The sequence below is a fragment of the Bradyrhizobium sp. NBAIM14 genome, from assembly GCF_020193895.1.
GTDB lineage: Bacteria > Pseudomonadota > Alphaproteobacteria > Rhizobiales > Xanthobacteraceae > Bradyrhizobium > Bradyrhizobium yuanmingense.
The window spans coordinates 81,751-95,166 of sequence record NZ_JADYVQ010000010.1 but is presented as its reverse complement, the minus strand read 5'-3'; the positions used below and the strand labels follow the sequence as shown (position 1 = coordinate 95,166).

13 protein-coding genes are annotated in these 13,416 nt (G+C 64.9%); 3 read left to right on the top strand and 10 right to left on the bottom strand.

All coding sequences use genetic code 11. The features are described from left to right. Positions 1–8: 8 nt before the first annotated feature. Entirely contained in the window at positions 9–1,169 is a 1,161-nt protein-coding gene (cyoA, locus tag I6F28_RS22950; protein WP_109142143.1) for a ubiquinol oxidase subunit II, read from the bottom strand. Positions 1,170–1,350: 181 nt separating this feature from the next. Between cyoA and I6F28_RS22945 the strand changes: the two genes are divergently transcribed. Next, on the top strand, positions 1,351–2,679 hold the full coding sequence (locus I6F28_RS22945) for an MFS transporter (RefSeq protein WP_225128423.1): 1,329 nt from the start codon (positions 1,351–1,353) through the stop codon (positions 2,677–2,679). Positions 2,680–2,738: 59 nt separating this feature from the next. Here the strand turns inward: I6F28_RS22945 and I6F28_RS22940 are convergent, their stop codons facing one another. After that, on the bottom strand, positions 2,739–3,233 hold the full coding sequence (locus I6F28_RS22940) for a VOC family protein (protein ID WP_225114901.1): 495 nt from the start codon (positions 3,231–3,233) through the stop codon (positions 2,739–2,741). A gap of 89 nt (positions 3,234–3,322) precedes the next feature. Then, entirely contained in the window at positions 3,323–3,868 is a 546-nt protein-coding gene (locus I6F28_RS22935; RefSeq protein ID WP_036001930.1) for a carboxymuconolactone decarboxylase family protein, read from the bottom strand. Between the two features lie 127 nt (positions 3,869–3,995). Between I6F28_RS22935 and I6F28_RS22930 the strand changes: the two genes are divergently transcribed. Together I6F28_RS22930 and I6F28_RS22925 are read left to right on the top strand one after the other, a co-directional pair. After that, the gene (locus I6F28_RS22930) at positions 3,996–5,210 is read left to right on the top strand and encodes an acyl-CoA dehydrogenase family protein (protein ID WP_225128424.1); all 1,215 of its coding nucleotides are present in this window, start codon (positions 3,996–3,998) and stop codon (positions 5,208–5,210) included. A 145-nt stretch (positions 5,211–5,355) separates the two neighbouring features. Beyond that, positions 5,356–6,495, top strand: coding sequence for an acyl-CoA dehydrogenase family protein (locus I6F28_RS22925; protein WP_225128425.1), 1,140 nt, complete (start codon positions 5,356–5,358; stop codon positions 6,493–6,495). A 169-nt stretch (positions 6,496–6,664) separates the two neighbouring features. Here the strand turns inward: I6F28_RS22925 and I6F28_RS22920 are convergent, their stop codons facing one another. The 7 genes from I6F28_RS22920 to I6F28_RS22890 form a co-directional block, all read right to left on the bottom strand. Next, complete coding sequence (locus tag I6F28_RS22920) at positions 6,665–7,702, bottom strand: amino acid ABC transporter substrate-binding protein (RefSeq protein WP_036001959.1); 1,038 nt, start codon at positions 7,700–7,702, stop codon at positions 6,665–6,667. 130 nt (positions 7,703–7,832) lie between these two features. Then, positions 7,833–8,426 (bottom strand): L,D-transpeptidase, encoded by a 594-nt coding sequence (locus I6F28_RS22915; protein ID WP_057028489.1) that lies wholly within the window; start codon positions 8,424–8,426, stop codon positions 7,833–7,835. Between the two features lie 383 nt (positions 8,427–8,809). Then, positions 8,810–9,781 carry a hypothetical protein gene (locus I6F28_RS22910; protein ID WP_225141190.1) on the bottom strand — a complete coding sequence of 324 codons (972 nt, stop codon included), beginning with the start codon at positions 9,779–9,781 and terminating at the stop codon, positions 8,810–8,812. A gap of 103 nt (positions 9,782–9,884) precedes the next feature. Further along, a complete protein-coding gene (locus I6F28_RS22905) occupies positions 9,885–10,448 on the bottom strand; it encodes a thioredoxin family protein (protein ID WP_036020278.1) in 564 nt (187 codons plus the stop codon). 31 nt (positions 10,449–10,479) lie between these two features. Next, the gene (locus tag I6F28_RS22900; protein ID WP_225141188.1) at positions 10,480–11,178 is read right to left on the bottom strand and encodes a cytochrome c biogenesis CcdA family protein; all 699 of its coding nucleotides are present in this window, start codon (positions 11,176–11,178) and stop codon (positions 10,480–10,482) included. A gap of 483 nt (positions 11,179–11,661) precedes the next feature. Beyond that, positions 11,662–12,273 carry a sigma-70 family RNA polymerase sigma factor gene (locus tag I6F28_RS22895; protein WP_036020284.1) on the bottom strand — a complete coding sequence of 204 codons (612 nt, stop codon included), beginning with the start codon at positions 12,271–12,273 and terminating at the stop codon, positions 11,662–11,664. Between the two features lie 408 nt (positions 12,274–12,681). Continuing rightward, the gene (locus I6F28_RS22890) at positions 12,682–13,413 is read right to left on the bottom strand and encodes a response regulator (protein WP_036020286.1); all 732 of its coding nucleotides are present in this window, start codon (positions 13,411–13,413) and stop codon (positions 12,682–12,684) included. Between the last annotated feature and the right edge of the window lie 3 nt (positions 13,414–13,416).

The window sequence follows — 13,416 nt, the reverse complement described above, 5'->3', positions numbered from 1 at the left end:
ATCTGACTTCAGGAATCGGACTTGGGACGCTGTCCGAGGAAGAAGGACGAGGACTTCAGCGGCGTGAACGACGGCCGCTTCAGGCCGGCACCCAGGAGCGGCGCGAAATCGGTCGGAGCCTTGATCGAGGCGGTGGTCTGCCCCTGCGGCGCATCCGGCGTGCAGGTGCCGGCGACGAAGGTCGGCTCGGGTCCGAGCACCGTGCCGCGGCGGGCATACTTGTCGTAGGCGAGCGGCAGGGTGTTGTTCAGGCCCTGATGGCCGTTGCCGCCCTTGGCGTCGATCGCCATCATCTCGCTCTGGCACATCTTGCCGGTCTCGACGCACATGTTGAGGATCAGGCGGTAGAGATCGGCATCGACGGCGCCCCAGCGCCGCACCGGCTCGTTCTGGCTGGGCTTCTCCAGCTGAAGATATTCGGCCCGGCCGAGCGAGCCGCCGGCCGACTTGGCGCTGGCGATCCAGGCGTCAAAGCCGTTGTCGTCGAGTCCCTTGAAATTGAAGTGCATGCCCGAGAAGCCGGCGCCGCTATAGTTCGCCGAAAAACCCTTGTAGGTGCCGGCGTGGTTGACGACGGCGTGGAGCTTGGTCTCCATGCCCGGCATCGCATAGATCTGGCCGGCGAGCGCGGGGATGTAGAACGAGTTCATCACCGAGGACGCGGTGATGCGGAAGGTGATCGGGCGATCGACCGGAGCTGCGAGCTCATTGACGGTGGCGATGCCGTAGTCCGGGTAGATGAAGAGCCACTTCCAGTCGAGCGCGACGACGTCGACCTCGAGCGGGGCCTTGGACTTGTCCACGGCGCGCTCGGCATGAATGCGGCCGAGGGTGCGATAAGGGTCGAGCAGATGCGTGCCCATCCAGGTTAGCGCGCCGAGGCAGATGATGATGAGAAGTGGCGCCGACCAGATCACCAGCTCGAGCTTGGTCGAGTGATCCCAGTCCGGCTCATAGCGGGCCTCGGTGTTGGACTGGCGGTAGCGCCAGGCGAACAGCACCGTCAGCGCCATCACGGGCACGACGATCAGCAGCATCAGGACGGTGGAGATGATGACGAGGTCACGCTGTTGCGCGGCGATATCGCCGGCTGGCGCCAGCACGACGTAGTCGCAGCCGCTGAGCGCGGCAGCCAGAGGTAGTAGCGCCAGGATCTTGAGACGGGACACGGGCCGAGCCTTATGAGATTGAGTTTCCTTTGCGGGGCCAAGGGGTAGCTGCGGCGCAACAATGGGGACATTGGACAATTTGTCCAATGTTGCAGTGCGGGAGGTTGGGCCAGATAGGGCCAGATTGCCTGGGCCCCGCCGGGCGGTCGGCTTTGGTTTTCAGGACGTTAAGGGCGCACGAATGGCGACGGCACAGACCCCCGCAATGGCAAACCTCCACACGGGCGAGCACGGCCACGACCAGGCCAGTCCCGGCGAGATCGCCATCGGCGTCATCATCGGCCGTACCTCGGAATTCTTCGACTTCTTCGTCTTCGCGATCGCCTCGGTGATCGTGTTTCCGCGTCTGGTTTTTCCGTTCGCGAGCGAGCTGACCGGGACCCTCTATTCCTTCATGGTCTTCGCGCTGGCCTTCATGGCCCGTCCGATCGGCACCGTCGTTTTCATGACGATCGACCGGGAATACGGCAAGACGGCCAAGTTGATCTCGGCGCTATTCCTGCTCGGCACCGCCACCGTCGCGCTCGCGTTCCTGCCCGGATATCAGGAGATCGGCGTCGCCGCGATCTGGCTGCTGGCGCTGGCGCGCATCGCGCAGGGTCTGGCCTGGGGCGGCGCCTGGGACGGCATGGCTTCGCTGCTGGCGCTGAATGCGCCGGCCTCCCAGCGCGGCTGGTATGCGATGGTGCCGCAGCTCGGCGCGCCGCTCGGGCTGATCGTGGCGAGCGCGCTGTTCGCCTATTTCGCCGGCCTCCTCTCGGCCGATGATTTCTTCGACTGGGGCTGGCGCTATCCGTTCTTCGTCGCCTTCGCCATCAATGTCGTCGCGCTGTTCGCGCGTCTGCGCATGGTGACGACGGAAGAATACGCTACGCTATTCGAGACCCGCGAACTCCAGCCGGCGCGGATCTCAGAGACGGTCGCGCGCGAAGGCCAGAACATCATGCTAGGGGCCTTTGCGCCGCTGGCGAGCTTCGCGCTGTTTCACATGGTCACGGTGTTCCCGCTGTCCTGGGTGTTCCTGTTCACCCACGAAAGCCCGGTGCGCTTTTTGATCATCGAGATCGTCGCCGCCGTGTTCGGCGTCGCCGCGATCGTGGCCTCCGGCATCATTGCCGACCGCGTCGGGCGCAAGTCGCTGCTGATGGGATCGGCGATCGCGATCGCAGTCTATAGCGGCTTCGCGCCGCAGCTGCTCGACGCCGGCGCGTTCGGCGAGACCATCTACATGGTGATCGGCTTCATCCTGCTCGGCCTGTCCTTCGGCCAATCCTCCGGTGCTATCGCCTCGAACTTCCGGCAGGCCTATCGCTATACGGCGTCGGCGCTGACCTCCGACATGGCCTGGCTGTTCGGCGCCGGCTTCGCCCCGCTGGTCGCACTGCTGCTCGCCACCAATCTTGGCGTCATCGCCTCGGGTGCGTATCTGCTGTCCGGCGCGTTCTGGACCCTGCTCGCGCTCTGGCTCAGCGGCCAGCGCGAGGCGGGGGACATGGACGCAGGGCGCTGATCACGCAGCGCATGCAGGGTGGGCAACGGCGCTGGTGGCGCCGGGCCCGCCTCTAGGCATCACCCCTCCCGCTGCCGCAACAGCGCTTCGACATCCAGCCGCTTGGTGAACATCGCGAGCTTCCCGTCAGGCCCGAACGGCCATTGCTCCCGCGGCTTGTCCCAATACAGCTCCACGCCGTTCTGGTCGGGATCACGCAGGTAAAGCGCCTCGCTGACGCCATGGTCGCTGGCGCCATCGAGCGCAATCCCGGCCGTGAGCACCCGATGCAGCGCATCCGCCAGCGCGGGGCGCGTCGGAAACAGGATCGCGGTGTGATAGAGCCCGGTCGCATCACGCGGCGGCGGTGAGCCGCCCTTGCTCTCCCAGGTGTTGAGCCCGATGTGGTGGTGATAGCCGCCGGCCGAGATGAAGGCCGCCCCCGAGCCCATCCGCTGCATCAGCTCGAAGCCGAGCACGCCGCAATAGAAGCCGAGCGCACGATCGAGATCGGCGACCTTGAGATGGACGTGGCCGATCCTGGTGCCGGCAGGAATGGTGGGGCTTTGCGACATGTGAATGCTCCCTCGAAAACATGCACGTAAGCCCCGCTTCGAGCCAGTGCTACGGCCAAACTCGAAACCCATCGTTTCTGAATGGGAAACTAAGCCAGCTCCGACACCTCGCCCTCGGGCAGGCCGAACTCGAACGTGTTCAGCGTCATCGACACCAGCGTGTAGTAGCCGCACAGTCCGATGACCTCGACGACGCCGCGCTCGCCGAGCAGCTTGACCGCTTCGTCGTAGAGACCTTTCTCGACGCCGTGGCCCTCGTGCAGCGACTTCGCGAGATCGTAGATCATCTTCCCCATGGGATCGTCGAAATCGGGGGTGCGGCGGTCGCGGATCGCATCGATGATCTCGCCCTTCATGCCGCCGGCGAGCGCGAGGCGCTTGTGCGCGTACCATTCGTAATGCGCGGTCCAGTGCCGCGCCGTCACCAGGATCGCGATCTCCGACAGCTTGGCCGGGAAGATCGTGTCGAAGCGCATGACCTCGCCGAGCCGCGTGGCGTGCCGGGCCATCTCGGGACTATTGAGCCAAGCCATCATCGGAGGCGGCGGCTTGCCGCGCTTGCCGGCGATCGACTCGTCATAGGTCTGCCGCTGGCTCTCGTTCATTTCGCCAGGCGAAAGAAGTTTTAGGCGCATTGTCGTTTCCTCTTTGTTTTCAAGGCTCGCCGCAGCAATGACTATAACCGATAAGTGGTTGAATTCCGCGGGGGCTTGGCCCAGACTCGCTGTCAACAATTCGAATGTTGGGTGATGGAAACGACCAATGACCGATCTCAAAACCAGCGATTCTGAATTCGCCGATCTCGAAACATTCCGCAACGAGACCCGCGCCTGGCTGGAGGCAAATTGCCCGCCGGAGATGCGCAAGCCCGCAACGTCCGATGCCGACGTGTTCTGGGGCGGACGCAACGCGAAATTCTCGTCCGAGCCGCAGCGCATCTGGTTCGAGCGCATGCGCGACAAGGGCTGGACCGTGCCCGACTGGCCGAAGGAGTATGGCGGCGGCGGCTTAAGCGCTGCCGAGCACAAGGTGCTGCGTGCGGAGATGGCGCGGATCGGCGCGCGGCCGCCGCTGTCGAGCTTCGGCATCTGGATGCTCGGGCCGGCGCTCTTGAAATACGGCAACGAGGCCCAGAAGAAGGAGCATCTGCCGAAGATCGCCGCGGGCGAGATCCGTTGGTGCCAGGGCTATTCGGAGCCGAACGCCGGTTCCGACCTCGCTTCGCTCCAGACCCGCGCCGAGAGCGATGGCGACGACTTCATCATCAATGGCCAGAAGATATGGACGTCCTACGCCAATTACGCCGACTGGATCTTCTGCCTGGTCCGCACCGATCCGGCCGCGAAGAAGCATGACGGCATCAGCTTCATCCTGTTCGACATGACCTCCAAGGGCGTCTCGACCAAGCCGATCCTGCTGATCTCGGGCTACTCGCCGTTCTGCGAGACCTTCTTCGACAATGTCCGCGTGCCGAAGTCGCATGTCGTCGGCACCATCAACCGCGGCTGGGACGTCGCGAAATATCTGCTCCAGCACGAGCGCGCGATGATCTCGGGGATGGGCGAGCGCGGCGTCGGCCGGCCGCTCGGCCAGATCGCGGCCGATTCCGTCGGCACCGATGGGCAGGGCAGGCTCGACGACGCCATGCTGCGCGGTAGAATCGCGACCTTCGACGTCGATGAAGCCGCGCTGGCGGCCTGCGCCGAGCGCGCGGTCGATCTCGCTAAGGCCGGGCAGGCGCATCCGGCGTTCTCCTCGGCGATGAAATATTACGGCACCGAGCTCAACAAGCGCCGCCACGAGATCCTGATGTCGGCGGGCGGCGTCGATGCGCTGGAATGGGAGAGCGAGCGCTCCAGGCAGGGCGCGCGCCCGCGCGCCTGGCTGCGCACCAAGGCCAACTCGATCGAGGGCGGCACGTCCGAGGTCATGCTCGGCATCGTCGCCAAGCGCATCCTAGATCTGCCGGGGGCGTGAGGTTTCCGTCATTCCGGGGCGCGACGAAGTCGCGAGCCCGGAATCCATTCATCCTCCCCCTCTGCCGCCCGATGGATTCCGGGCCTGCGCCTGCGGCGCATCCCGGAATGACGAACCAGATAGATTTCGAATCGGAAACACGCATATGGCCCTCGTCCTCACCGAAGAACAATCCATGCTCCGCGACTCCGCGCGCGGGCTGATCAGCGACAAGGCGCCGGTGTCGCACCTGCGCCACTTGCGCGACAGCAAGGACCCCACCGGCTTCTCCAAGGATCTTTGGCATTCCTTCGCCGAGATGGGGTTTGCCGGCTTGCTCGTGCCGGAAGAGTTCGGTGGCAGCGATCTCGGTTTCGTCGAAGCCGGAATTATCATGGAGGAGATCGGCCGCACCTTGATGCCATCGCCCTTCCTCGCGACGTCAGTGGTGGCGGCATCAGTGCTGACCCGCGGCGGCAATGCCGCGCAGAAATCGGAATATCTGTCGAAGATCGCGAACGGCTCGCTGCTCGCGACGCTCGCGATCGACGAGGGCGCCAAGCATCGCCCGCTGCAGACCAGCCTCAAGGCTGTGCGCGCCGGCAACGGCTTCAAGCTCTCCGGTGCCAAGGCGCTGGTGATCGACGGTCATGTCGCCGATCTCCTCATCGTCGCCGCGCGCACCGCGGGCTCTGCCGGCGAGCGCGAGGGCCTGACGCTGTTCCTGGTCAACCCCAAGGCCAAGGGCGTTGCGATCGAGCGCACCATCATGGTCGATGCGCACAATGCGGCGCGGATCGAGTTCGCCAATGTCGAGGTCACCGCCGACAGCGTGCTCGGCGAGGTCGACCAGGCGGCCGGCCTGCTCGATGGCGTGCTCGATATCGGCCGCGGCGCGGTCGCCGCCGAGATGGTCGGCCTTAGCGACGAGGTGTTTGGCCGCACCGTCGAGTATCTGAAGAGCCGCAAGCAATTCGGCAAGCTCATCGGCGAATTCCAGGCGCTGCAGCATCGCGCCGCCGAGCTCTACATCGACATCGAGATCACCCGTGCTGCCACCATGAAGGCGCTGCAGGCACTCGATGCCGACGTCGTCAAGGCCGCACCCGCCGTAGCCGTCGCCAAGGCGCGCGCCGGCACCACCGCCACGCGCGCGGTGCAGGAAGGCGTGCAGATGCACGGCGGCATGGGCATGACCGACCAGTTCGACATCGGCTTCTTCATGAAGCGCGCCCGCGTTTGCGAGGAGCTGTTCGGCGACGCGAACTATCACACCGAGCAGCTGGCCAAGTCGCGGGGGTATTGAGATGCTCTCGTAGGGTGGGTTAGCACTGCAGAAGCGCGAAGCGCATCTGCAGTGCGTAACCCACCATCTTCGTCCGGCAAACGCGGAAGCATGGTGGGTTACGCCGAGCAATTGCGCTTAGCGCAATTGCAAGGCTAACCCACCCTACGACGTTCCCCGGAGACACCCCTTACCGCATCGGCGGTGCGTACTGCACGCCACCTGCGTTCCACAGCTGGTTCATGCCGCGCGGGATCTTCAACTTCGACTTCTCGCCGATGTTGCGATCATACATCTCGCCGTAATTGCCGACGTGGCGGATGATGCGCGCGGCCCAGTCCTTGGTGAGGCCGAGCTGCTCGCCGTAACGGCCTTCGGTGCCGACGAGGCGCATCACCTCCGGCTTCTTCGACTTCAAGGCCTCGTCGATGTTCTCCGAGGTCACGCCGAGCTCCTCGGCGTTGATCATCGCGTAAAGCGTCCACTTCACGATCATCATCCAGTCGTCGTCGCGCTGGCGCACCACGGGGGCGAGCGGCTCCTTGGAGATCATGTCCGGCAGGATCATGTGGTCGCCGGGCTTCGTCAGGTTCAGCCTGAGAGCATAGAGCTGAGAAACGTCGGCGGAGAACGTGTCGCACTTGCCGGTGTCGTACGCCTTCACCACGTCGTTGAGGTTATCGAACTTCACCTCTTCATACTTCATGTTGTTGATGCGGAAGTAATCGGCGACGTTGAGTGTCGTCGTGGTTCCGTTCTGCACGCAGACCTTGCTGTCTGCCAGGTCGAGCGAGGTCTCCTTGTTGCGCGTGCGCGGCACCATGAAGCCGACGCCGTCGTAATAGGCCACGGCCGGGAAATACAAATCGTAGTCGAGCTCGCGCGCCATGCTCCAGGTCGTGTTGCGCGAGAGGATGTCCACCTTGCGGCTCTGCAGCTCCTTGAAACGCTCGTTGGCGTCGAGCGGAACGAACTTCGCCTTGCCGGGGTCGTTGAAGATCGCAGCGGCCACCGCGCGGCAGAAATCGACGTCGAAGCCGGTCCAGTTGCCCTTGTCGTCGGGGATCGAGAAGCCCGGCAGGCCCTTGTTGACGCCGCACAGCACCTCGCCGCGGCGAACCGTGCGCCTCAGGGTGCGGGTGTCGTAAAACTCGTAAATGATCGCGCCGATGGCGACCAGCACGGCGATGGCGACCCCGATCAGCAGGCCGCCACGAAAAGTGCGCATCATGTTGCTCTCTCGAAAAATCGGGAAAAGGAATCAGGCGAGGACGGAGTGCATGATCCGGATCCGGACGACCGCGTTGGCGCAAGGCACGCTGCGGCCGTCCGAAGCAATCATGCCGGGATCATGAACCTTAGAGCTCGGGCTTCTGCCGGATGACCACCTTGGTGCCGACAGGGACGCGATCGTAGAGGTCGGCGACGTCGGCGTTGACTAGGCGGAAGCAGCCGGACGACACCTTGGTGCCGATCGTGTCGGGTCGGTTGGTGCCGTGGATGCGGTAGACGGTGGTGCCGAGATACATGGCGCGGGCGCCCAGCGGATTGCCGGGTCCGCCGGCCATGAAGCGCGGCAGATAGGGCTGGCGCTGGATCATCTCCGGCGGCGGCGTCCAGTCCGGCCACTCCTTCTTGTTGGTGATGGTCACCAGCCCCTGCCACTGGAAACCGTCGCGGCCGACGCCGATGCCATAGCGGATCGCGCGCCCGCCGGGCTGCACCAGATAGAGGTGACGCTCGGCCGTCGAGACGATAATCGTGCCCGGCGGCTCGGTGGTGCGGAAGTAGACCACCTGCTTCTGCCATTCCGGATCGAGCTGGTATCCGTCATCGGCGATCAGGCCTGGCTCGTCGCCGCGGTCCGGCTGCTGGGCGAAGGCGTGCGGCGTGGACAGGACCAGTCCCATCGCAGCCACGAAAATCCCGGTCAGGCGACGAAAATCCGTCATTCAAGCTCTCCCCGCTGCCACACAGCGCAAATTATTCGGAACCATCAAACCTGAGGGGCAAGTTCATGGCAAGTTGATGGCGCGCCGTCCTGGCATGTCACGAGAATGCTTTGGTTTTTTGACGGGCCCGGCGCAATGCCACGAACAGGGGATGGCGCGAAAAGCATAGGATGTGCGGCTGGGCGGGGTGCGCTCCCTTCCCCGCTTGCGGGGGAGGGTTGGGGAGAGGGTGCTTCCGCAATGGGACACTCCCCCAGAGGATAGAACCCTCACCCGCTGCGCGGGACGATGCTCGCATCGCCCGGAACGCGGCGACCTCTCCCGCAAGCGGGAGAGGCTTAGATCGAACGCGTGGTGAGATCGAGGCCGACAATTTGCGCCAGCTAAATCTTGTTGCTCTCCGCCGGGATCCCGAGCCGCCGCACGATCTCCGCCGCGACGGCGCGGGCTTCGACGCGCGAGCCGATGCGGGGGCTGCGAAACCGCCGCCCCGAATGCAGCCGGATCACCACGATGCAATGCTCGTCCTCGGAGCGGCCGCGGCGCTCGACCGTGATCGTTTTCACGTCGGGTCCGGCGATGCGGTCGGCGCGCAGGCTGCCGTCGCCCCACAGGCGCTCGACGCGAATATCGTTCGGCCCGATGATCCAGAACGCGCCAGTCGCAAGGTTGGCATAGCGATAGACGGCGAATGCGGCGATCGCGCCCAGCGGCAGCAGCAGGATATCAACATGGCTCGGCGAGAGGCCGCGCCACAGCTTGTAAGCATAGGGGGCCGCGGACAAAGCCACCGCGATCAGTGCGACGATGCGGATCTCCCGTGCAGGAAACGCCTCGAGAGGCTCGCCGAGATGCATCTCGGGATTGCTGGCATCGAGCGGGTTGCTCGGCGCCTCGACATTGGGAACGTCGAAATGCGCCGCGATCCACGCCACGGTGTCGCGGACATGGGTGACATCGGAAATCGGCGGCGAGGTCAGCCGCTCGCCCGAGGCCAGGGTGAAGACGAGCTGGAAGCGGGCCTTCACCCGCTTGCTGCCGGGGACCTGTAGCGCGGCGATCTCGTCCTTGCCGACGAGGCGCGTCCGGAGCTTTCCGAACGGCCGCTGCCGGCCGATCAGGATCTCGTCCGGCGTGATGATCCACACCACCGCCGGCGCCATCATGATGCCGACGACGAACCCGGCCCCCACCAGCAGCGCCACGGACGATATCGCGATTTCCAGGACGTCCTTCGTGAACAGTCCCGGCGTGAAGCAGAGTGCGACGGCAGCCGCACAGCCGGCCACGACCAGCCGCTGCGCGATCGAGGAACCTTCACGAAGGCGGATGTCGGTGCTGGTGGTCGCGTCCATTGCGGGCGGCTGATTGCGTCGGTTGCGAAACTCCACGGACGGCTCGGTGGAGTCAAGCAACAAGGGCGACAATTGAAGCCCGCCGCGCGATGACCGTGCGGCGTCAGCTGCTCGCGTTCAGCAGCTTGGCCACCGTGCGGTCGATCTCGTCATAGCTGCCTTCGCCCGCGTGCTGGAACACGATCTTGCCGCTCTGGTCGACGATGTATTGCGCCGGCCAATATTGATTGCGATAGGCGTTCCAGGTCTTGGACTCATTGTCCTGCGCCACCGGATAGGTGATGCCATGGCGCTTCAGCGCGGCCTGCACGTTGGCGGCGGAGCGCTCGAACGGGAATTCCGGCGTGTGCACGCCGACCACGACGAGGCCTCGATCCCGGTACTTGGCGTAGAGGCCGGTGACATGCGGCAGCGTGTTGACGCAGTTGACGCAGCCATAGGTCCAGAAATTGACCAGCACGACCTTGCCGCGGAGATCGGCGATATGAAGCGGCTTCGAGTTGAACCAGTTGGTGATGCCGGTGAAGTCGGGCGCGGCCTGCTGGTTCGCGGCGGCGGTGACGACAGGCGCGGCGCGTGCGGCCTCGTCGCAGATGCCGGGGATCACGGCGCCGGTCACGGTGATGCCGATCAGTGCAGCAGACATTGCGAGCAGCTTGAGAGTCATGGAAAGTGTCCTCCGGTGAAGATGAGGGGGATCACAGGCCGATCTGGCCGGTGGGGTAGAAGCCGGTGAGCCACGCCACGATCAGCGTGTCGTATTGGAAATAGGCGGCGACCGCGAAGCCGATCACGACGACGCCAAAGCCCTGCTGCAGCCGCGGCGAGATCCGGGCCAGGCTGCGCACGCGCGTGGTCGCGGCCTGTCCGCCGTAGGCTATTCCCAGCATCGGGATCGCAGCGCCAATGGCATAGGCGACCAGCAGCGTGCCGGCCCAGGCAACGTTCTTCGATGTCGCCACCAGCGTCAGGATCGAGCCGAGCACGGGCCCTGCGCAGGGCGTCCAGACCAGTCCCAAGGTGGTGCCGAGGATCAGCCCACCGAGCGCGCCGTCGCGCTGCGTGGCGCCGATGTTGCCGAGATCGAGCCAGCCGTTGATCCGGAGCGACAGCCATTCGAACGGCGCCGGCCACAGCATCAACAGGCCGAAGCCGAGCAGCAGGACCGCTGCCGCCTCGCGCAGCACGTTCGGATCGAAATCGAAGGCCCGCGTGATCGCGCCGAGCGCCAGCGCGACCATCGAGAAGGAAAAGACGAAGCCGAGCGCGATCATCGCGGGTCGCAGATGCCTCGCGCGCCCGATCGAGGCGCCGAGCAGGATCGGCAACATCGGCAGCGTGCAGGGCGCGGCGATGGTGAGGATGCCGGCGAGGAGAGCAAAGAGCAGGTCGAGCATGAGGCACTCGTGAGGGAGGTCACGAGGGCTGTTCGCGTGCGGTGGGGCGGTCGTTACGCAGCGTCACGGCTTCGTGACGGGGGCTGTTGCTTTGCAGAGCACGGTGGCCGCGGGCTCCCGCCTCTCCCGCTTGCCGGAGAGGCCGGCGCACTCGCAGAGTGCGGCGGGTGAGGGTTCTTTCCTCTGGGGGGAGTGCCCCGTTGCGGAAACACCCTCTCCCCAGCCCTCCCCCGCAAGCGGGGAGGGAGCGCACCGACCGCGGAGCCGGCAACCGCTCAGGCCCAAATAAAAACGACCCGGACGGGGCATCGTCCGGGTCGCTGGAGGTTTTGGGAGGTTTAACGAAACCGTATGGGAGCTTTATAGAGGGGAAGTTTTTCCGCCTGATGTTGTCGTTTGTTTCAATTGTTTCGTCAGTGGTAACGCTTCCGTGTCCGGGGAGAGGGCCAAAACGGAGGTCCTATCCCCTTGAAAACATTGTTGTTAAGCGGCGAAACGGTCGACGCCGGCGCCCTTAAGCAAATCGGCGAGTTGCTTGCGCGCATAGAACATCCGCGTCTTCACCGTGCTCTGGGGGATGCCGATGATCTGGCCGACCTCCTCCACCGACTTCTCGTGGTAATAGACGAGGTTGATGATCTCCCGATGCGCCGGCGACAGCTTCTGCACGCAGGCGCGCAGGATGGCGCTGGTGTCGCTGCGGTCGAGCGAGGTCTCCGGCGTGTCGCAACCATCAGGGATCTGACGTACGTCCTCCTGATCGATGTCCTCAAAGCGGCGCTGGCGCATCGCGGTCAGCGCCTTGAAGCGGGCGATCGAGAGCAGCCAGGTGGACACCTGCGAGCGGCCCTGGAATTGGCCGGCGGTCCGCCACACGTCCAGAAACACTTGGCTGACCAGATCTTCCGCCGTGGTGGCGTCGCGCACGATGCGCAGGATGAAGCGGTACACCCGTACATTGTGCCGGCAGTAAAGGATGTGCATGGCCGTCCGGTTGCCGTCGGCAATGCTTGCGAGGAGCATGTCGTCCGAGGTCGCCTGAGCGGCAATGATGCTCTGGCTGGCTTGGGCGTTGATGGCAATGACGTTCGGCATGGACTTGGCTCCCCGTAGCGCCGCAACCGAGCGGCGTTTCCTTGGGTCAAAGTGTTAATGAGCCAACGTTTCGGGACGTCTGCACGAAAAGCGGAAAATGGTTTCGTGCGCCGTCAAATTGTTTCGCCGGACAGGGTGCGACGAAACATTCGGGGCAAAAAACCTTGTGATTTCAACGTACGGAAAATACGGGGGTGGGGATTCGGGGCCGGACGGGCGCGCCGCGGAACGAATTTAGGAGGATTGCGTTTGGTCGCGCCGCACCTACCGCTGTCGTCCCGGGGGCGATAATCTCGTAGCCCGGATGAAGCGCAGCGAAATCCGGGGCAACTCCATCCGCGGCTACAGCACCCCCGGATTGCGCTGTGCTCCATCCGGGCTACGGCAGAGCGGGTTGTGCCGCTCGCCCTACGCCTTCTCGCCCTGCGGCGAGAACAGATAGCCGCCGCCGCGGATGGTGCGGATTACGGCAGGCTTGGCCGGGTCGGGCTCGATCTTGCGGCGGATGCGCATGATGCGCAGATCGACCGCGCGGTCGAAGGCTTCGGCGTCGCGGGCGTTGGCAAGCTCGAGCAGGCGCTCGCGCGACAGCACGCGCTTCGGATTGGCCGCGAACACCTTGAGCAGCCCGAACTCGGATGCGGTCAGCGGATGCTCGTTGCCCTCGTCGTCGCGCAAGGCCTGCGCTTCGAGGTCGAGCCATTTGGTGCCGAAGCGCACCAGCTGCTCCTTGTCCGACTTCGCCGCCGGCGCGTCTGCCGCCTTGGCCGGCCCGCTCCGCCGCAGCACCGAGCGGATGCGCGCCATCAGCTCGCGCAGCTCGCAGGGCTTCGCCACGTAATCGTCCGCGCCGAGCTCGAGGCCGACGACGCGGTCGATCGGGCTCGCGGTCGCCGTCAGCATGATGACGGGCACGTTGATGCGGCTCTTGAGGTCGCGGATGATCGAGAGCCCGTCTTCCTCGGGCATGTTGAGGTCGAGCACGACGAGATCAGGCATGCTGCCCTGGATCGCGGCGCGCAAGGACTTGCCGCCGTCGCACAGCGTCACGGTGAAGCCGTGCATCTTGAGGTAATCGCCGACCATCTCCCGGGCCGGAGCCTCATCGTCGACGATCATGATGTGCTGGCTTTGGGTCATGGT